Source organism: uncultured Photobacterium sp. (assembly GCF_947502415.1).
GTDB lineage: Bacteria > Pseudomonadota > Gammaproteobacteria > Enterobacterales > Vibrionaceae > Photobacterium.
The window spans coordinates 390,413-410,404 of record NZ_CANMZV010000002.1 but is presented as its reverse complement, the minus strand read 5'-3'; the positions used below and the strand labels follow the sequence as shown (position 1 = coordinate 410,404).

17 protein-coding genes and 2 tRNA genes are annotated in these 19,992 nt (G+C 42.9%); 5 read left to right on the top strand and 14 right to left on the bottom strand.

The annotated features are described in order from the left end of the window. Window positions 1-53 precede the first annotated feature (53 nt). From Q0852_RS04145 to Q0852_RS04125, 5 genes are all read right to left on the bottom strand, one after another. A tRNA-Leu gene (locus tag Q0852_RS04145) sits at window positions 54-140 on the bottom strand. A gap of 84 nt (window positions 141-224) precedes the next feature. Continuing rightward, a tRNA-Cys gene (locus Q0852_RS04140) sits at window positions 225-298 on the bottom strand. A gap of 380 nt (window positions 299-678) precedes the next feature. Beyond that, the gene (locus Q0852_RS04135) at window positions 679-1,311 is read right to left on the bottom strand and encodes a bifunctional 4-hydroxy-2-oxoglutarate aldolase/2-dehydro-3-deoxy-phosphogluconate aldolase (protein ID WP_299014234.1); all 633 of its coding nucleotides are present in this window, start codon (window positions 1,309-1,311) and stop codon (window positions 679-681) included. Window positions 1,312-1,329: 18 nt separating this feature from the next. Further along, window positions 1,330-2,250 (bottom strand): sugar kinase, encoded by a 921-nt coding sequence (locus Q0852_RS04130; RefSeq protein ID WP_299014231.1) that lies wholly within the window; start codon window positions 2,248-2,250, stop codon window positions 1,330-1,332. Window positions 2,251-2,575: 325 nt separating this feature from the next. Beyond that, a complete protein-coding gene (locus Q0852_RS04125; RefSeq protein ID WP_299014229.1) occupies window positions 2,576-4,678 on the bottom strand; it encodes an alkyl sulfatase dimerization domain-containing protein in 2,103 nt (700 codons plus the stop codon). Window positions 4,679-5,170: 492 nt separating this feature from the next. On the opposite strand from Q0852_RS04125, the gene brnQ reads away from it, so the two are divergent. After that, on the top strand, window positions 5,171-6,472 hold the full coding sequence (gene brnQ / locus Q0852_RS04120; protein ID WP_299014227.1) for a branched-chain amino acid transport system II carrier protein: 1,302 nt from the start codon (window positions 5,171-5,173) through the stop codon (window positions 6,470-6,472). A gap of 158 nt (window positions 6,473-6,630) precedes the next feature. Here the strand turns inward: brnQ and Q0852_RS04115 are convergent, their stop codons facing one another. From Q0852_RS04115 to amrS, 3 genes are all read right to left on the bottom strand, one after another. Next, window positions 6,631-8,292 (bottom strand): response regulator, encoded by a 1,662-nt coding sequence (locus Q0852_RS04115; protein ID WP_299014225.1) that lies wholly within the window; start codon window positions 8,290-8,292, stop codon window positions 6,631-6,633. Between the two features lie 321 nt (window positions 8,293-8,613). Beyond that, complete coding sequence (locus tag Q0852_RS04110) at window positions 8,614-8,922, bottom strand: glutaredoxin domain-containing protein (RefSeq protein ID WP_299014223.1); 309 nt, start codon at window positions 8,920-8,922, stop codon at window positions 8,614-8,616. A 101-nt stretch (window positions 8,923-9,023) separates the two neighbouring features. Continuing rightward, window positions 9,024-10,103, bottom strand: coding sequence for an AmmeMemoRadiSam system radical SAM enzyme (gene amrS / locus Q0852_RS04105; protein WP_299014220.1), 1,080 nt, complete (start codon window positions 10,101-10,103; stop codon window positions 9,024-9,026). Between the two features lie 70 nt (window positions 10,104-10,173). Between amrS and amrB the strand changes: the two genes are divergently transcribed. Further along, window positions 10,174-10,962, top strand: a complete 789-nt coding sequence (gene amrB, locus Q0852_RS04100; RefSeq protein WP_299014218.1) for an AmmeMemoRadiSam system protein B — start codon at window positions 10,174-10,176, stop codon at window positions 10,960-10,962. Then, window positions 10,931-11,527 (top strand): AmmeMemoRadiSam system protein A, encoded by a 597-nt coding sequence (amrA, locus tag Q0852_RS04095; RefSeq protein ID WP_299014323.1) that lies wholly within the window; start codon window positions 10,931-10,933, stop codon window positions 11,525-11,527. The genes amrB and amrA overlap by 32 nt, the downstream gene beginning before the upstream one ends. A 136-nt stretch (window positions 11,528-11,663) precedes the next feature. Here amrA and Q0852_RS04090 read toward each other — a convergent pair whose 3' ends face one another. From Q0852_RS04090 to Q0852_RS04065, 6 genes are all read right to left on the bottom strand, one after another. Further along, window positions 11,664-12,764 carry a DUF3541 domain-containing protein gene (locus Q0852_RS04090; protein ID WP_299014213.1) on the bottom strand — a complete coding sequence of 367 codons (1,101 nt, stop codon included), beginning with the start codon at window positions 12,762-12,764 and terminating at the stop codon, window positions 11,664-11,666. Between the two features lie 141 nt (window positions 12,765-12,905). Continuing rightward, window positions 12,906-13,517 (bottom strand): alpha-ketoglutarate-dependent dioxygenase AlkB, encoded by a 612-nt coding sequence (locus tag Q0852_RS04085; protein ID WP_299014210.1) that lies wholly within the window; start codon window positions 13,515-13,517, stop codon window positions 12,906-12,908. Continuing rightward, window positions 13,518-14,651, bottom strand: coding sequence for a 2-methylcitrate synthase (gene prpC, locus Q0852_RS04080; RefSeq protein WP_299014207.1), 1,134 nt, complete (start codon window positions 14,649-14,651; stop codon window positions 13,518-13,520). A 110-nt stretch (window positions 14,652-14,761) separates the two neighbouring features. Next, window positions 14,762-15,826, bottom strand: a complete 1,065-nt coding sequence (locus Q0852_RS04075) for an endonuclease/exonuclease/phosphatase family protein (protein ID WP_299014320.1) — start codon at window positions 15,824-15,826, stop codon at window positions 14,762-14,764. Window positions 15,827-16,056: 230 nt separating this feature from the next. Then, complete coding sequence (locus tag Q0852_RS04070) at window positions 16,057-16,542, bottom strand: hypothetical protein (RefSeq protein WP_299014317.1); 486 nt, start codon at window positions 16,540-16,542, stop codon at window positions 16,057-16,059. Between the two features lie 226 nt (window positions 16,543-16,768). Next, window positions 16,769-17,272 (bottom strand): O-acetyl-ADP-ribose deacetylase, encoded by a 504-nt coding sequence (locus tag Q0852_RS04065; protein ID WP_299014204.1) that lies wholly within the window; start codon window positions 17,270-17,272, stop codon window positions 16,769-16,771. 357 nt (window positions 17,273-17,629) lie between these two features. Here Q0852_RS04065 and Q0852_RS04060 point away from each other — a divergent pair, with 357 nt between their 5' ends. Together Q0852_RS04060 and Q0852_RS04055 are read left to right on the top strand one after the other, a co-directional pair. Next, a complete protein-coding gene (locus Q0852_RS04060; RefSeq protein WP_299014201.1) occupies window positions 17,630-18,082 on the top strand; it encodes a prepilin peptidase in 453 nt (150 codons plus the stop codon). Between the two features lie 659 nt (window positions 18,083-18,741). Beyond that, window positions 18,742-19,722 (top strand): LysR family transcriptional regulator, encoded by a 981-nt coding sequence (locus tag Q0852_RS04055; RefSeq protein WP_299014198.1) that lies wholly within the window; start codon window positions 18,742-18,744, stop codon window positions 19,720-19,722. The last annotated feature ends 270 nt before the right edge of the window (window positions 19,723-19,992 follow it).

The window sequence follows — 19,992 nt, the reverse complement described above, 5'->3', positions numbered from 1 at the left end:
TAATTGCCCAAAACAAAAAAAGGCTTACCTTTCGGTAAGCCTTTTAAATGAGATGGTGCCCCGGGCCGGACTTGAACCGGCACAACGCGAACGTCGAGGGATTTTAAATCCCTTGTGTCTACCAATTCCACCACCAGGGCACGCAATTCTGGATTGCGATGCTGTTAACTGAAAAGTCAGACACCATCTTCGATACCGCTAAAAAGCCATATCTTAATATCTTATGGAGGCGCGTCCCGGAGTCGAACCGAGGTCCACGGATTTGCAATCCGCTGCATAGCCACTCTGCCAACGCGCCTCTGAAAATCACAACCGAAACGGTATTATCCGCTGCGGTATGGTGTGCATTCTACGGATTGACGTCGGTGAGTCAACTGTAAAATACAACAATTACCGTCATTTGCTTAAATAACAAACAGCAAGGCTATTTTTAGGAACTTCATGTACTATTCTCATCCAATATACATCACTAAATTTGCTTTATTAGAAATGATAACTATCCAGTGTAGCTCGAAAATCCCATCAATATTGCTGAGCAATCATGTGAAATTCGCAAAATCTCTTTATTCTCAATTATGAGCGAAGTTCTTTTTCTTACCAAGATGATAAAAAAGCCACTAAGTAAATACAAAGTAGCCTTGTCAACCAGCATCAATCATAAGGGGTGTGTTCCTAAACTTACTGATTCACCAACTCTACAGCCTCGTGTACCAAACGGCCTATTCCATCCCAGTCAGCAGATTCGATCAAAGCCGGAGAAACCATCCACGTTCCGCCACAACAGACCACTCTGTCTATCGCCAGGTAATCGCGCACATTCGCCTTACCAATGCCGCCGGTGGGCATCATAGAAACATCCACATAGGGGGCAAGCAACGCCTTTATCATGTTAATCCCACCAGATGCTTCAGCAGGAAAAAACTTTAAAAAGGTCAGCCCCAGCTCCAATGCCTGCTCAATCTGGCTGGGATTATTGACTCCTGGCACCATGGGAATATTTTGCTGCTGGCAGTACCTGACCGTATTAGGGTTAAGGCCGGGAGCAACAATAAATTCCGCACCAGCAGCTTTGGCCCTGTCAACCTGCTCTGCATTCAGTACAGTTCCCGCACCGATACACATCTCAGGATAAGCTTCTCGCATCCGACGAATAGCTTCCGCTGCCCCCTCCGTTCTGAAAGTCACTTCGGCCACCGGCAATCCATTTTCCACTAAGGTTTTCGCCAACGGCACCGCTCGCTCAACATTATTTATTTGTATAACAGGAATAACTTTGAATGCTTTCAATTTGTCTAATAACGGTTGAGACATTGACTTTAGTTCCTTTAATTACATTAATTCTTTCATTGCACCGGACGGAATAATCGCCCCCGGATGCTGAATAACGATCGAGGCCAATTGATGACCCAACTCCGCAGCAGCACTCCCAGTACCACCGTCCAACCTTGAGGCCAGATACCCCGCGGCAAACGCATCACCTATGGCACACGGATCAACAACCCGTTCAGGTTGATTAGCCACAACATAGAAGTAATCAGGTTGCAGAGTTTGAAGCCTGGTAGCCACCTTACAAGATTCCCGCCCTTGCCTGACAACAACTTCATGACACCCTAATTGACGGTAATGTTCGACAACATCAATATCACCCCAGACTAAACGATCATCTTCTTCGCTACTGAGAGCAATATCGGCAAAAGGCAACACTTGGGAATACCAGTATTGCGCTTGCTTTGACGTCCAAAGCTGAGACCGAAAGTTATTATAAAAAAAAAGTTTACCGCCGTTTTTTTTATGTTTCTCGAGCAAAGTGATCAAAATAGCCTTAGACTCTTCAGCCAAAATAGCAAGACTGATCCCGCTGATATATAAGCCATCAATCCTGTTTTCATCGATAGCCTGCTCTAGTGGAGAATAGTCAGCCGAAAAATAGAATTTCGCTGCGCTATCATTACGCCAATAATGGATATGCCGCTCACCATTTGGCTCAGTTTCCACCAGATATAACCCCGGCAACTTGTTCTCCAACTTGCGCACCATTTGAGTATCAATCTGTTCTGCTTGCCACGACTCCATCATGTCATGGCTGATCTTGTCGATACCCAGTGCTGTCGCGTAACTGACAACTAGCTCACGAGAACCCCCTAAACGAGACAAATACAATGCGGTATTCAAGGTATCGCCTCCAAAGGTACGCTGCAAAGGCTGACCGCTAAGTTCGATCATGCACTCACCAAAAAAAGCAATTTTCACGCTGTCACCCTGAACTATTACGTTTTATATAAAGCGTAATGGATGATGGCAGCCTTACAGCACAACAAAGGTCTACATTTTAGCGACATTTAGAGAATTATTTCGATTGTAAATAATCAGCACAAGTATTGCGGCCTGATCGATGTCTTTAACGTATGAAATTCCCGTCTCTATTGTAAGATTCGGGATGGAAGTTCAGCAGGAAGCTGCCGCATAAAGTTCCTAACCAAATAGATAAACCATCAATTTATCATAACGTTAGCCACATAAATCAAAAAAGGAGCCAACTTAGGCTCTCTTTTTAATCAACGTCACATTATCAGCTTTAGCCACCGTCAGTTTTTCCAAGTTCAGGTTGGGCAAAGGTATTCATATCTGACTTACCGGACGCTCCTTTTTTCGTTCCCGGCATGAGTTCAAAATCTGGCGTAAACGTCGCCAGCATCGACTTTAACTGGTCAAGCGGCTTCTTATCCCCATCCAGTTTTGCTTTCCCTTTCTCTATCTGTTCATCTAAGGAATTAGCCCCCATCATCACAGCTTCAAGATCTGAGCGATTTATCGTAATCGTCAGATCAGGGTTTTCAGCCTCAAAGCCTTCAATATTCGTCAGAGTTGCATTGCTCAATTCAACAACATATTTCTCATCATTGTCCGGAGTAACCAGATTAATGACAAACTGTATGCCATCAGCCTGTTCACTCTCCAAACGAATCGCCAGAAAATCCAACCACAAGCTGGTCGACATCGCCTTGATCATATCCGGCCCAGATGTTTTCGGTATCGCCCCCGATGGAATTCCCTGTCGCAACTCATAAGCAGCAGCCAGAAAACTATTACGAACACTCGGACTTTCCTGCTGATAGCCAATTTGCTCAAACACATCAGCCAGCAAATCCTTCGCTTTTTGGTTTCCCGGCTCCCCATAAACCAGCTTATTAAGAATTTCAGAAGCCATCAGGTAGTCACCTTTGTTATACAGCTCCTGTCCCTTCTGAATGATCTTGTTAGCGCCCCCCATCATATCAACAAACAGAGGTGCCGAATCTCGTGGTGATGCCGGGATCAAGGTGGCCGGATTGCCATCCCAATAGCCAAGGTAACGATTGATTACAGCCCGACTATTATGCTGCTCTGAACCATGGTAACTATGTGCCGACCACTGCTGCTGCAAACTTTTTGGTGGCTTGTACTGGTTATGAATTTCATTAATCGTCACCCCCTGATTAGCCAGGTGGAGTACTTCGTTGTTGAGGTTGGCATAAATATCTCGCTGAGAACGCATCACTTCCTGGATACGCTCGTTACCCCAACGTGGCCAGCTATGGGAAGCAAACATGACCTCAGCCTCCTGACCGAACATATAAAGTGCTTTATTAATTTGCTTCGACCATTCCAGCGCATCACGCACCAGCGCTCCTCGAAGGGTATAAATATTATGGACCGTACCGGTAATATTCTCGGCGGCCCAGAACGTCTTCCATTCAGGGAAATACGTATTCATCTCGGCCGGTGCCTCAGTACCCGGCGTATTCTGGAATACCATTTTCACCCCATCGACTGTCATCTCTTCGATATCATCTTTGATATAAACAGTCGGAGGAATAAGGCCTGTTGTACCGGCTGCGGTATTCTTACCAATTGACTGATCAACATGGCCGAAAGGACTTCGCGGAAGCAACACACCATATTGGAAAAACAAGCGTCGGTTCATGGCATTACCCGCATAGACATTTTCAGACACGGCATGTTCCATAAAACCGACAGGAGCAATGATCTTCACCTTGCCATCTTTCACGTCGTCTTCATTCACCACACCGCGAACGCCGCCGAAATGGTCAGCATGAGAATGAGAATAAATAACCGCTACCACCGGGCGCTCACCCAGCTTTTCATTAACAAATTTCAATGCTGCGGCAGCAGTCTCTTTCGCCGTCAACGGGTCAATAATTATCCAGCCCGTTTTTCCTTTGATAAAACTAATATTGGCTAAATCAAAACCACGCACCTGATAAACCTTGTCAGGTAAAACCTCATAAAGGCCATAAGCCATATTTAAAACTGCTTGCCGTTGCAGTGAGGGATGAATACTGTCGAAATTCTTATCCTGCAACAGCCATTCATAACTGGCCATATCCCAGGCCACATTCCCGGCTTCAGATTTAATTTGTTTAAAATCTGGCGCAGCAATAAATCCTTTTTGGGCTTCATCGAAGTCACGCTTATCCGAAAATGGTAACGATTTCCGCCATGCCTGTTGTATTTTGACCGTATACTCTGACGGCAGCTTGCCTTTCGAATCGAAATGTTTTCCTTCTGCAGCCCCGGGATCACTCAGAACACCACCACCACCCGCGGCATTAACTGCGCCATTGATACCGAATAACGAAATACCTACAACATAGGGAAGCAATCTTTTTTTATTCATCTATCCCACCTTGAATATGAGTCTGTAATGCCACTACTCACCAGCAATAACCAGTTTTAACAGTGTAGAATCAAATCAAAATACGAAGTGACAAAAACCCGAATAAGACAAAAAAGTACCGTGAAAATTATATCGACAGCATTCAGACCGCGCAGGATTAAAATGTGTCGGAAACAATAATATTGAAATTTATTGCCAAAAAACTATTTACAAGTAATTGAATTACTTATATGTTGACTGAGTTGCCATTACAAACGACTAGATTATTACTATGCAAACTCATACAGCCAGACAATTTGTTACTTTCCCGAAAGTACTTAAAAGTGCTGTATCACGCGCAACAAACATTATTATCGCCATTATTCTAGTGATTATTAACTAGGCTGGCGGTTACTTCCGTCAGCCAGGCTGACGGAGGATACGCTTTCCCTTCTTCTCTTTTCTCTCCAGCCTTACTGACGGTCCCAATAAATTAAAGACAGGACATGTGCAGTGAAAACACAAGACTTATTTGCCACAGGCTTAATGACATTCGCGCTCTTTCTCGGTGCCGGCAATTTGATCTTTCCGCCGTCTCTAGGTTTAGAAGCAGGAACACACTTATTTCAGGCAATGGCTGGTTTCCTAATCACAGCCGTCGGGCTACCAGCATTTACATTGATCGTTCTTGGACGAATCAGCAGTAGCCAGAATTTGACTCGCCCGCTTCCTAACTGGCTTGGAAAAACTTTTTGGGTACTGCTATTCACCGCCATCGGCCCAGCATTCGGGATGCCTCGAGCGGTAACTGTTGCGTATGAAATGGGCATAAAGCCTTTTGTCACCAGTGATCACCTGATGCTGTTCTCAGTAGCATTCTCCGCAACCACCCTATTGCTGGCGTTTAAACCAGGTCGACTGGTTGATTACATTGGTAAAGTTATGACACCAATGCTGATCCTGATGCTATTGGCTCTGGCTTTTGCGGCAATATTCTTTCCCCTTGGCTTGCCACAAGCACCTACCGCGGACTACCAACAAAATGCTGTAACTCAGGGTTTAATCCAGGGCTACATGACCATGGATGCAATCGCGGCAGTTGGTTTCGGCTGGGTGATCATCCAGACAATCAACAGCAAAGGCGTAACTGAGCCAAAAGATGTTGCAAAAACATCGTTAAAAGTTGCCTTAATCTATGCAGTGCTTATGTCCGGCTGTTACATTGCTATTGGCTATGTTGGTGCTACTTCTACCCCGGTTGCCGCCAATGCCGCTAACGGAGGCGAAATCCTGACACGTTATGTTGCGGGTGAATTCGGTGCCTACGGTCAGTGGTTACTTGCAGCCATCATTGTAATGGCATGCCTGACGACAACTGTCGGACTAACTAACGCCAGTGCTGAATACTACAAACAAAGTTTCAACGCACCGTTTTCAATGACAGCGGCAATTGTCGTCGTACTAACCGGTTTTATCGCAAACTTTGGCCTTGAACAAATCCTGACCGTCAGCCTACCTGCTATCTTGGTTCTCTGCCCGGTCGCTATCGCCCTGGTTCTGGCTTCTTTTGTTTTCCCAGGTAAGAAGTCCGTTTCTTCCACCTACATAGGTATGTTAACGACAGCTTTTGTTTTTGGCGGAATTGATGCATTAAGTATCTTAGGTCAGATGCCGGAAAGTCTACATGCTGCTTTGGAGCACTCACTTCCTCTGTATACAGCCCATGCAAGTTGGTTCCTTCCTTGCATGATTGTCTTGGCGCTAAGCCGCTTACAAAATGTAAAAGCGACGTTCTCTGCCAAGATGGCTAATTAATCACAGCAAAAGCCTTCTATAGATCAGACAAAAGTCGCCGCTATCTCTGTTGATGCAAAGATAACGGCGATTTTCTTTTCATAACAGCAAGATCCCCAGGAACATCAAAATATCTTTAATTATCAGAAAATTATGTAACACAAAGATGCTGAGACATATCAAGTCGCCATCGCTTTCGGCATCTTCTCAACTCGGGATATTGCCATACGATAAAGCTCCTTTGCCCTTTCAATCTCATTACCATTTGGCCGGGTATCGTTTTGAAAAACCCAATTACAAGACGTGATGATCTCTTTAATTTCTTTAGGACTCATAAAAGAAGGCGTCGCCAATGCTGTTAACTCAAGGATCAAAAAGCACAGCTTGTAATGGTAAGGCACCATATGAAAAGCACGATATGCATACTCAATCGCGTCAATCGCTCTATTATCGCTACGCATCTCAAACGCCTTTTCGACCAGGCTACCTCCCTCTTTTAACCTATGATTTATCTCTGCATGGCAGGCTTCCATCAGCTTGACCTGAGTCTGGATCAAAACAGCATCATCAGCTACACCACATAACTTTCGAGCTATCTGCATGGTCTGTTCATATTTATCCGGCATGCCGCAAAACCCATACAAACGGGCAATATTCAGTACCGTGTAATAATCATCAATAGGCTTAGCTTGCAAATTAATTCGGCCTACAATGCTAAAACAATCTCTGATTTCTCCATGCAAGCAAGCCAAAATTGCCACACTTGTCAGCGAGCTAATTTCACTTTCATAGCGTTCTTTTTCTGTTTCAATATGTGCACTTCGCTCATAAATATTATGCCTTGCCTCTTTCAACAATTCGGCATGCTCATCGTTATCATTGGTATAAAGGCTGGCAAGCATCAAAGAAACGGAAACATTACCTGAAACACCAAAACTATGACGATTAGTTCCAGTAACCTTCGTTATAAAACGTTGATAGCCAATCGCCGCTTTTTCGTGTTGCTGCAAGGCTGCATAAAGATTAGCAATAATCAGTTCGCGCATAGGATTTGCTGAGTTCACCTTATGAAGCAAATGGAAATGTTCAAGGGCCTCTGGAATTCTATCCCCCTCGAGCAAACAGCCCGCCAAGTGCTTTCGTGCTAATGGTTGCTTGGGATGTTTTGCCAGTATTTCTTCAAATACAGCCTCAGCTTGTTTCAACTCCCCCAGCCCCTTCAAAGCTTGACCAAAGCCAATTCTTGGCCAGACATGCTCATTGCTCTTACAAGCTTGCTCATAAAATTGCTTTGCTTCCAAATGCTGTTCAGAACGCAGCAAGCAGTCACCGTAAATTCTGTCTATATAGCCCTTATATTGCGGAGTCTCAGCTCTATACCGTTCACACAAACCAATCGCTGTTTGATAGTCTTTATTATCAATCGCCAACAACAACGGATACAGAGCAGATTTTCTTTGTGTCACCTTCTCAATGCGCCCTATAAATATCGCCGCACTAAAAGGCTTAATAAGGTAATCATCTGGTTCCAGCTCAATAAAATGGGAAACTACCTGCTGGGTATTATCTCCAGTAACACAAATAAACACCCCATCACTGGAAAGAAGCTTACGCTGTATTACTTCATCAAAAATTAGACCTCCATCAATATGGTGCCGCATGTTGTAGTCACAAATCACGATGTCATAGCTATGACTTGCCAGTAGACGAAGGGCTTTGAGGCTGTCCGTGGTACTCTCAATATTGTCATTCGAAATACCTGACATATTGAGCATTGAGCGCATTAAAGAAATAGCGGTGTTGCAATCGTCAATCAGCAAAAACTTCTTTCCTGCTAACATTTTGCCTCCTCCATGGCTAATCAATAAAAATTACGTCCCTCATTTTTCGATTTTATTCTTATCTTTATATTGTTTAATGGTAGTAAAAAGTAGCTATTTTACAATGAGATGTGTTAAAGCAAGGAACAAAAGCCAACTCAAGACTATAAAAACATTGATGCTTTATTCAATAAAAATAACACACTGACATACACAATTATGCTCATAATGAATTTAACTTTTATAAAACAAAAAAAGATGAGCCTTAGCTCATCTTTTGAATCTTTACACTTCGTGATATGTCACATTTTTAGCAGAAATGCGTTTCTTTAAGATAATCGTTTATAGCTCAAAGTCACTGAACTCTTCATCGTCTACCTGACGCTCAAGAAACGCAACCAAATCATCATGGCCACCGATATACTGGCTATCAAGAATAATTTGCGGCACGGTCCGAACAGTTTGACCTGTAACCTGCTCTATAAACTCAACCATTGTTGTTTTCTCAAGATCAGTACCCAGTACCAAAGTGCTGTACTCTGTACCACGGTCATCCAAAAGCTGCTTAGCTTTAACACAGTATGGGCAGCGAGGCTGGGTGATCACTAGGTTCTTGTAGCCCACAAGCTGTTCAATGGTCATGTCAGACATAAACTTCCATTAAGTTAATCAGGTTCAATTGCCCGCTAAGATAATAGAAAGCTGCCCCGCATTACAAGCCCTATAAGGGATGACAAGCAACTTGTGATGAATTAAGCAATTTTGACCGGGATCCGCCGACGACCAAAACTGGTTTTATGTGCATTAAATCGCCCGGCAATCTGATACCCACAATACTCACAGACACCGCCTTCACTCAGTGCCCGTTCACCTAGTTTATACCAATCTCTCACCAGCACTTTTTTCTTACAGCCTGGGCAATAGGTGCTGTCTCCAGCCTCATCAAAAATATTACCGACATAGGCATAGTTCAACCCATTCTTAAGCGCAATTTCCCTTGCCCGCTTAACGGTTTCAGGTGGCGTATGCGGTTTGTCGAGCATTTTAAAATCCGGGTGGAAAGCACTAAAGTGGATGGGTACATCAGGGCCTAAATTGTCGTAAACCCAGCGAGTAAGCTCATCCAATTCTGCATTACTGTCATTTTCATCAGGAATCAATAAGGTAGTGATTTCAAACCAGACATCGGTTTCATGGTACAAATACAACAATGTATCGAGTACTGGAGCCAGATGGCCACTGCAAATTTTATGATAGAAACGTTCTGTAAACGCCTTCAGGTCAACATTTGCTGCATCCATATAACGGAAGAATTCCACTCTTGGCTTATCACATATATATCCGGCAGTAACAGCCACACTAAAGATCCCGAGCTCATGACACGCTTGAGCTGTATCAACAGCATACTCCATGAAAATCACCGGATCATTATAGGTGAAAGCTATACTTTCGCAGCCGTAACGCTGTGCCGCCCGAGCAATTTGCTCCGGCATTGCCATTTCTCCCAGAGTATCAATCTCACGGGACTTACTAATACTCCAGTTCTGACAAAATTTACAACTAAGGTTACATCCTGCTGTACCAAACGAAAGCACTGAACTGCCAGGGTAAAAATGATTAAGTGGCTTTTTCTCTATCGGATCAATACAGAAGCCACTGGAGCGCCCATAGCTTGTCAGCACAATCTCACCGTCGAGTGCCTGACGAACAAAACAAGCTCCGCGTTTACCTTCTCGCAATCGGCAATGGCGAGGGCAGAGATCGCAAATAACCCTCCCGTCCTCAAGTCGATGCCAATATTCTGTTTTAAACACACTTGGAGGCTGCTGCATAAAACCTCTCACCAATTTTATTAGTACCTATACTAAATATAGTATTGTTAGAAATAACCGTGTGATTTCTATGAACATTCGTCCACCAGCTGTTGCGGGGAGCTTCTATGATAAGTCCCCAGAATCCTTGCAATCTCAACTTGATAACTGGCTGAACCCAGTGACGGATACCTCGGGGCAAATCCGCGCTTTAATCGTTCCCCATGCAGGTTATATCTATTCAGGTGAAATCGCTGCCGAAGCTTATCGGCACTTGAAGTTGCAAGCTGATCGTATTAATAAAGTGATCCTTATTGGGCCTAGTCACCGCTTTTTTTTCCAAGGCTGTGCCCTACCAGCAGTCAACTATTTTTCTACTCCGTTAGGAAATGTCCCTATCGACACACAAAGTGTTGAAATATTAAGCAAAATAGATGATATTGAAATCTCAGATCAGGTACACGCCTTTGAGCACTGCCTTGAAGTTCAGCTACCTTTTCTGCAACGCTGTTTAAACAGTTTCACCTTGTTACCAATTCTGACAAGTGAAGTTTCACCTGTTACTGTAGCGAAAATCATTGACTCTTTATGGCAGGATGAAAACACACTACTCGTGATAAGCAGCGATCTCAGCCACTATCACCCATACACCGAAGCGCAAGCTTTAGATAAAAAAACCTGCTCTTTAATCGAACACTTTGAGCCCACTCTACAACCCGAGCAAGCATGTGGCTCAACAGGCATCAATACATTGCTATTACTCGCAAAAAAACGGGATTATCAGTTAAAACGTGTAGAACTAAAAAATTCCGGCGATACCGCCGGCGACAAGGAGAGAGTTGTTGGATATGTCAGTTACCTCGTCTCAGAACCTGAATAAAGGGGAGCTTACCCAGCTACTGGACATTGCCAGGGAAGCTATACGCGGCCATTTTTCAGATGAATTATCACACCCACCCCAGCTCGATCTCTATGGTAAAAAACTAATCCGGCCTGGAGCCTGTTTCGTTACCCTTACCGTAGATGGTCAACTGCAGGGTTGCTTAGGGTCAACCACCGCACATTCACCACTAGTACTAGATGTTCACAACAAAGCACGGGCCAGTGCCTATCAGGACCGGCGCTTTATGCCATTAACAGAAGAGCAACTTGACCACCTTATGATTGAGGTGTCTGTCTTATCAGAACCTGAAACCCTCGAAATCAGATCAGAACAAGATCTTTTGAATTACTTAGAAAGTAACAAAGTTGGCGTTATCCTTTCGGACAATTACAGTCAGGCACTTTTTTTACCACAGGTTTGGGAACAACTTCCTAAGCCAAAAGACTTTATCCGACATCTGAAAATCAAGGCTGGATGGAATGCCGTTTACTGGTCTCCTAGCATGGAAGTCCAAACATTCACCGTCACCAGCATCAACGGTAAATATTTTCAATCTCTTTAATTGAAGTTATAGAAACAACATCCGTAAGGCCCTTCAAGAAAGGGCTTTCTTTGTAAGATATTACTAATTGCCCTTAATATTAACTTTTCATGCGGCTAAGCTTAGGCTAAGCTTAACTGCCTTATGCTGATTGGTATTACTTAGCAATTAAGCCATAGGGTACAGCATCAAAAATATGCGGCTGGTTGGACACTGTCGGTACCGCTTTAGCTCCTCGCCAATCCAGCAACATAATCGACAACACATTACGATGCTCACCACCAATTAACTCAGTTTCACCATGAACAGAGGGCACCATACCTGCTTTACGATCGATTGCCTGCTGGATTACTTTTCGGGTATTTTCCACTACAGGATCCGTATCCAGCCCAGCCAGTAAGAAGTTAATCCCCACTTCCGCAATCACATCTTCTTTTGCACGCGACAGAATCGTATCAATATTGTCGCGGTAGTAGTCATAAATCCATTTAAAGTCCTGTTCTTTAAGCGGGTGCTGATAATATTCAGAAGCCGCAAATATGATATGTGTCAGACCATAAATTTTATTCATAAATTGCTGGTCACTCAGCGACTTATCCAGCTTGTCCGGATAAGTCGCACGAAAAGCCTCAATAAATTCATCGACAACGTCCTGCTCACCTAACTGACGTAACCAATATACCTGATTGGCAACTTGCGCAGCCCACGCCCTGATCATATCAGGATCTGTTGCATAATCAGTAAAATCATAACGACGGATCACCTGACGCAACCTGACATCTTCACGGTGCTTGAGGCCATATTCATTCGCACGTGCCATGGAGCCAAGTAAATCTACCCCAAGATACAAATACTCAGGCTTCGATTTGGTCACCGCATATCTCAACTTACTTCGCTCGTCAGTTTTCTTGCTGTAATTTTGAATACGTATGTTTGAATAAGCCTTAATTTGCTCCGGCGTATAAACTTCCGTGGCGAACTTATTCAACCTGCTCGCCACGCGAGCCATATCAGCCCATATCGCCGATTCATATTTGGCATCCTGAGTTTGGCGATACATCCGAAGTCCATAATGGCCCACCTTGAAAGCCGGCAAAGTAAAAAGCTGGCTTTCATAGGTCTGACGAATCAATTCCGCATCCTGCTGATAAGAAGATAACTCGCTAGCCTGGTTGGCGCTGACTGAAGCCGTCTCAGCAAATACCGGACTTACCAACAAAGAAACAATTAACGGAAAACCTATTTGTAATGACTTCATTTAAAACTCCCTCTCAAGCTGGCGCAAATCAACGTTTAAACACATAATAAAATCCTTACACACAGAACCGCTACCAGCCTCTATCACATCGACAGTCAGGGTTTTGGTCAATTTTAGCCTGCATTATAAAAAGATAGGTCTTTAACTAATATGGCGGAAAGTAAGGTTAATTCTCGCAGCCTTAGGGCAACGTGTTTTCGGCACTGAATGCAGCCAGTATTGCTGAGTCACTCCAGCCATAACCAATAATGAACCAGAAGAAAGATTAAACTCCAGCTTCTGCTTACTCTTAATGTGTTTAAGAACAAAACGCCGCGCTTCCCCCAAACTGACAGATGCAATGACAGGTTGCTCACCCAGCTCTGGTTCATTATCCCGGTGCCACCCCATATAATCCTGTCCGTCTCGATAAAGGTTCACCAACACTGAATTAAACCGAGTGCTGCTAATGTCTTCACAAGCTGCTTTGATAGCTAACAAAGCGGGAGTCCAAGGGGCTGGCGTCATAGTCAGCCCCGAGTATGTATATACTGCCTCTCCACACCAGGTCTGTAATCGAGGCTGAAGAACATCGCGGCCAAACATACGGATCGTTTCCTGCCGCCAATTAAGTTCGGACAACAACTGCTGAAAATATAATTCAGCCTGTGACGGCAATAAAAAATCGGGCTGCCAGAATAACTTGCCATCAGGAATCTCACACCAGCCTGGAGAAATCTTCACAGCTGATTTATTCACCCTGTCTAAATTCATCTAGTGACGCTGCTCTATCGGCACCCACTCCTGGTGTTCCGGCCCTATATAATCGGCACTCGGCCTGATAATCCGATTATGAGCCCGCTGCTCAAACACGTGTGCAGCCCAACCGGTCACCCGGCTCATCACAAATATCGGCGTAAATAACTTGGTAGGAATTTTCATAAAGTGATATGCCGATGCATGGAAAAAATCGGCATTACAAAACAAATTCTTCTCGCGCTTCATAACCTGTTCGACCCGAACAGAAATATCATAAAGCACCCCATCATCAGCTTCTTCCGCCAGTTTTTCCGACCATTGTTTGATCAGCGCATTTCGCGGATCCGATTCACGGTAAATAGCATGACCAAACCCCATGATCTTCTCTTTATTTGCCAACATCGCCATGATCCCGACTTCAGCTTCATCCGGTGTCTGCCACTTTTCGATCATCTCCATCGCCGCTTCATTAGCCCCGCCATGCAGTGGTCCACGCAATGTTCCAATAGCCGCTGTGATGCAGGAATAAAGATCTGTCAGGGTCGAGGCACAAACCCTGGCTGCAAAGGTCGAAGCATTGAACTCATGCTCCGCGTAAAGGATAAGGGAGCAATGCATCACCTGCTTGTGTAATTCAGATGGCGCTTCACCCGTCAGCATTTTAAGGAAATAACCACCGATACTGTCCTGTTCGCAATAGGTTTCAATGCGCACCCCATGGTGACTATATCGGTACCAATAACAAATAATGGCAGGCAGAAGCGCCAGCAAGCGGTCGGCTTTATCATACTCCTCAACAAAGTCGTGCTCCTGTTCCAGGTTGCCCAGCATTGAGCAAGCCGTTCGCATTACATCCATCGGATGGGCATCAGCGGGGATCTGCTCAAGAACAACCTTTAGCGCCATTGGCAAGCCACGATAAGATATCAACTTCTCCTTATACGCTGCCAGCTCTGCACGAGTTGGCAGCTTTCCCTTTAGCAGCAGGTGAGCCACTTCCTCAAACTCGGCGTGCTTAGCCAGATCAGAAATGTCAAAACCACGGTAGGTCAGCCCGGTACCGGTTTTACCAACTGTACACAAGGCTGTCGATCCAGCCGTCTGACCACGTAAACCTTCTCCGCTCGATTCTTTCTGTTTATCTGGCATCACTGACTCCCAACTCTTTTAAATATCCTTTTGGATAAAGATAGGCCAGAATATCCAACAGAACCAATTGATTAAGTTATCAGAATTATCGACACCGCAGTCACACAAGCCTACAAGGTAATATCAACCCATACCAAACGATGGTCAGATCCTGCCTGCGGGCGCGAACGGCCTTTATCATCAGTGATCAAATATCGCAACGGATCCTTTTTATCGGGCCAAAATACGCCGGATTGTTTAACATTCAGATTCACCGACGGCAAAACATAATCCAGTCTTAAACCGGAGATATGAGTCCACTCCGTCGCCCGGCCCTGACGTTTCTGCCATGGAATGTGAAATCGCCCTCCAAGGCTTTTAGGTGCCATTGGCCCGGCACTTACTCTTCGATTTATTTTCGGGTGCAATAAAAGCTTACGAATTGCCGGCTTCATGCCGTCTCCATCAGACATATCCGCATTAAGATCGCCCAGTACGATAAATCGAGCGTCATTCTCCAGACCACCCGTTCCCCCCTGGTCATCAATCAGATATAACTCGTTATCTAAGATCGCGGTTACCAAACTCAGTTCATCATGATTGCGTCTGGCATTGCGTTTCTCATCACCATCAAAAACCGGTGGCGTCGGATGACAACACAGCAAATGAACAACCTTCTCCCCCACAGTAACAGGCACTACAACATGATTTTTCGATGAGAGACGAAGCACCGATTTCGCGTGTTCACTGTAGTAATCTTCAGGTATTTGATGGTCAGGAAAATCTCGCCATAACAAATTCTGCCAACTTCTAATTTGTCCATTGTTAATTGGATAGCGAGACAAGATGACAAACCCAAAATGCCCATGATGTTCACCAAAGCCCAGGCCATCACCCGGTAAGGTCAACACATCATCACCATCTAGATCAAAAGGACTAATTAAACCGGTATTGGTTGGCGGACAGTAACGGTACGGGTAGGAAATCGCATCGTGCTGATGTTGGGGCTTCTCCAGATAATTACGGCAGAAGTTAGCCACACTGCCGTCATCTCCGCCATCACCACGATGGTCAAACTCACAAAGCATCAGCACATCAGGTCGAACGTGCTGAATAATTGCCGCTAAACGCGCCAATCGAACATTATCCGGCGTCGATGTTTGTGCAAGGATTTCTCCCGAAACAGACGCCGACATAGAAATGTTAAATACAGCAACCCGAATAGTACGAGACAATGATCTTTTCGGAGGGATAGTCGAAGGTTGAGATAGCAAGAGAACCGCCTGATATAAATAGTTTAAGCAGGAAGTCTAATCACAATCGCATGAATTAACTATTAAATTTCCTGCTTTCACTCTCTGGTATTACCTCCAACCTACATTAAAACGTTAATTTCAATACAATATCGTCAGCATCTAAAAAAGATCTAACCAACAAGCTGGGTAATTGCCAATCGAATCTGTTGTGCATCATGCATTGCCCGATGTTTCACAGGCCCAAGTTCTTCAAGTACCAACTGAAACCGCGCTCGCTCAATCCCATTTTCCTGCATCAGCCAATGGCCAATTTCCGTGAGCATAAACGAGGGTCTCATCCGCGCGGCGTGATACAAGCGCCCTAACCAGAATAAATCCCACTGGCTGTCACAGAAGACATATTCAAACTGACCAAGAACTGTATTAAGATGCCGACAAACATCAACAACTTGTTGTCCTTTATGGTGTAACTCCTGACGGGAAATTTGATGTATTTCTTGTTCGGCATAATCATCCCAGTATTGCCAAACATCACTTGCTGTTTGAGGATTAATCAACAAGCTATTGCCACTACCATCCGGTAAAGAGTATCCCACTTCAATCGGGTATGACTGATCGGATAACCCGGATGCTTCAAAATCCAATGTCGCCCACATTGCACTCTCCCTGATGCTCATTATTAATGTTCTCCGAAATCAAAAACTACGACTTCCTGTCAATATCTCTTGCCTCGAAGTAGCGATTAATTATTACAATGTCATACATACCTAAGATGGTGATAACAGATACCAACGAACTACACAATAAATGTAGACGTGATCCGCTTATTAATAATAAAAAACGGGCACGAGCTCACTATTGATACTTCATTACCAACTCTGACTATTCGAGCAAACGCTGGTATGTTTCCTTATCACTTTTACTGAAGCAAACGAAATCTACTTGCTCGATTTGTTTATCGTCGGCCAAAACTTCCTGTACCGTTGTAACAGCAATCTCAGCTGCCCGCTGTTTTGGGAAATGATAAACACCGGTGCTGATACACGGAAATGCGATAGTTTTAACACCGGCCTGTCGTGCCACCCTCAAAGCATTCCGGTAACAATCTGCCAAACGTGACTCTTCATGCTGATTACCGCCATGCCATACCGGACCAACCGTATGAATCACATATTTCGCAGGTAGCAGGTAACCTTTAGTCAACTTCGCCTCTCCTGTTAGACATCCCCCCAACGTTCTGCACTCATTCAAAAGATCAGGGCCTGCCGCCCGGTGAATTGCCCCGTCAACCCCACCACCTCCAAGCAGAGACACATTCGCCGCGTTAACGATAGCATCGACCTCTAGTGTGGTGATGTCTGCTTGTATTGCTGATAACTGAACCATCCTCGTTCTCCTTAACCGATAAGCTGCTTAAATTATACTCATACAAGTTAATATCCGCTTTAGCCAGCAGACAAAAAATACATATAAACAAAAACATCACTAAGCACTGCGATTACTATCCCTTGAACATAACAAACTTTTATATCCAAATTAATTTTTAATTCTACAAAAAACTTAAATAACGATATAGAGTAATTAAACTGCCTTTATCAGCATGCTTAATACAGAGTAAAAACACGAAATTACACATGAAACATTTGAATATAAAGGTAAGATAGTCTTTAAACTCAGTTAACAGTAGTTATGTAAAAGCTAAGATCGTCCGACACTCAGTAAAAGTTATTTTTAGGAACAAAAATGATATTCGCTCTAATATCCTTACTATTCATAGTAAGCGTACAGATCTGTTATAAGGACATTACTCATAGAACGATCAGCAACAAAGCTGTAGGGTTAGTGCTCATTCTTTGCCTTTTGATCTCATTAAAAGTATCTCTATTGGGTGACAGTATTGGATATGCCACGTTGATTGTTGTCATTGGGTTTGTTGTTTCAATTTGTGGTGTTATTGGTGGTGGGGATATAAAACTACTTACAGCTTATAGCCTTGCTATTAACCCAAATTATTTGAGTCTCGTTTTCATATCGATTGGATTTATTGGAGGTTTACAAGCAATCTATACAATTGGCATTTCGACAATCATCAGGAAACAATCGGTAAAACACCAAGAAGGCCTTCCTTACGGAGTCCCCATAAGTATCTCCTGCATTTTAGGGATCATTTTAACAGTGCTGACATCAAACATTTGAATTGGATAATTAATTAGTCAGTATTTTGCAACTTACCGTGTCATTTAAAAGCATCACTCAACAAGCACAATAACAGTCACTGCACGTATAGTATTGTTTTGTCAGATTTTTATAACGAGCAATACACAGCTCAAACATTAAAAACACAAAATATCGTATGACAAATTTATCGTATTCTAAAATAAGGGGTGGCATTAACATAATTCAACGCTATACTCTTCAACCCATGGATAAATACCCTTTAATGGTGAATGTTCATTCATCGCGTATAATGGAACTAATTCATGGAGACGATAACATGCCACAACCAGCAAAACGCAATTCAACTTCAAATCATGAATATACAGTTGTTCTCGTTCATTCACCTTTAACGTTTACAAACAATTAGTTTGTAGCACGTGCGCTATTTTAGCTATAGAACAACTCCATCACCTCTAACTTACCATTTGTTTCAGCGTAAAATTAGGATCTGTTTATAATTATCGATTCTAATTAAACCATCAGCGCAAAGGAGCCCCTCGTTACACACTGAAAATAAAATCAAATTTTAATATAAGAAAACCTTATACACGGATAATAACAAACGTTTGCGCATAACAAAGCATTTTGATACTTTGAATATTAATAATAAAAACATTTGAACACTTATCGTTCAGAGGATGATAACATTGATAAATAGAAAACAATTAATTGAAATAAAGCATCTTAGAACATTTTATCATGTGTCAAAATATAAAAGTTTTACTATGGCAGCCGAAGCCTTATACATGACTCAGCCTGCAGTATCTCAACATATGAAAAAAATCGAGACTCAAATTGGCACTAGCCTTTTTGAGCGTAGTGGCGGCTTCGAGCTCACAAAAGAAGGTGAGATCCTACTGAAATATGCTAAACAAAGTTTTAGTGTATTTGATGAACTTTTTGATGAACTGGAAAGGAGTAAAAATCGCGATTCCTATAAAATCGCAATATCATATTCATTCTGTGCGCTTCTCAGAGAGAATTTATTCAAAGAGTTGAACAAAATGAGCAACTTGAATTTCACTGTTGTCCATTATCATTCGACCAGAGAGTTAAACTGTTTAGACTTTGATCTTATTTTTGGTGTTGACAATATACCTGAACACCTTGGGCACAAGGTTCACATACAAAGCCGTAATTACAAAATAGTAAGTAAGTCAAAAAATTTAATCTATGACGATTCAATACCAAAGCGTATAATTTATTGTAGTAATCTTGCACACAACAATGTCATAGACATAATAAAAGCTCATGGTGGCAATACGGAAAAAATAAAAGGCTGGCTATCAACCAGTTCAACTGAAGTGATAAAAAATGAACTAGCGAAAGATGATACTATAATAATAAGTTCAAAAAAACTCTTTGAAAAAAGCAAATATCATATTAAAACTACCGACGTAAATATTAATATGTATGCTTGGTGCAACAACCGCTCAAGAGTCGAGGTTAGAAAGATTGGTTTGTTTGATATTATTAATAAGTTAATCGATTACACCAATTGCGTGCAGGCGATAAAAACACCAGATATTATTAACAATAACCTTGACAAGAGCACTACACTACAACTTCATGCAAACCTTGAAAAAATCATATTCACAACTTTTGATGGATACGCTTGATTTGCTATAACAGACCATTTAACTTATCATTTTCGTTATCAGCAATTGACAGACTGAAGACAACAGTTCTTCAGTCTCTTTACGAACAAAACACCCATCAATATATGTAAATAGTTTATTTATAGTTATATCTCACAAACAAAATAATTGTTTCACAGAAAATAGACAAGCACATTTTTCTCAATTAATTATATAACGACGTATTGACTTACTTAATCATGGAGATATTTTGCTCTATATTCAGATGCCTTTGCAAAAATAAACAATAGT

Coding starts and splice junctions, on each gene's coding strand:
- Q0852_RS04135 (WP_299014234.1), bottom strand. CDS start 1,311: ATGTCTCAACCGTTATTAGACAAATTGAAAGCATTCAAAGTTATTCCT.
- Q0852_RS04125 (WP_299014229.1), bottom strand. CDS start 4,678: ATGAATAAAAAAAGATTGCTTCCCTATGTTGTAGGTATTTCGTTATTC.
- Q0852_RS04115 (WP_299014225.1), bottom strand. CDS start 8,292: ATGTTAGCAGGAAAGAAGTTTTTGCTGATTGACGATTGCAACACCGCT.
- Q0852_RS04110 (WP_299014223.1), bottom strand. CDS start 8,922: ATGTCTGACATGACCATTGAACAGCTTGTGGGCTACAAGAACCTAGTG.
- amrS (WP_299014220.1), bottom strand. CDS start 10,103: ATGCAGCAGCCTCCAAGTGTGTTTAAAACAGAATATTGGCATCGACTT.
- amrB (WP_299014218.1), top strand. CDS start 10,174: ATGAACATTCGTCCACCAGCTGTTGCGGGGAGCTTCTATGATAAGTCC.
- amrA (WP_299014323.1), top strand. CDS start 10,931: ATGTCAGTTACCTCGTCTCAGAACCTGAATAAAGGGGAGCTTACCCAG.
- Q0852_RS04090 (WP_299014213.1), bottom strand. CDS start 12,764: ATGAAGTCATTACAAATAGGTTTTCCGTTAATTGTTTCTTTGTTGGTA.
- Q0852_RS04085 (WP_299014210.1), bottom strand. CDS start 13,517: ATGAATTTAGACAGGGTGAATAAATCAGCTGTGAAGATTTCTCCAGGC.
- prpC (WP_299014207.1), bottom strand. CDS start 14,651: ATGCCAGATAAACAGAAAGAATCGAGCGGAGAAGGTTTACGTGGTCAG.
- Q0852_RS04075 (WP_299014320.1), bottom strand. CDS start 15,826: ATGTCGGCGTCTGTTTCGGGAGAAATCCTTGCACAAACATCGACGCCG.
- Q0852_RS04070 (WP_299014317.1), bottom strand. CDS start 16,542: ATGTGGGCGACATTGGATTTTGAAGCATCCGGGTTATCCGATCAGTCA.
- Q0852_RS04065 (WP_299014204.1), bottom strand. CDS start 17,272: ATGGTTCAGTTATCAGCAATACAAGCAGACATCACCACACTAGAGGTC.
- Q0852_RS04060 (WP_299014201.1), top strand. CDS start 17,630: ATGATATTCGCTCTAATATCCTTACTATTCATAGTAAGCGTACAGATC.
- Q0852_RS04055 (WP_299014198.1), top strand. CDS start 18,742: ATGATAACATTGATAAATAGAAAACAATTAATTGAAATAAAGCATCTT.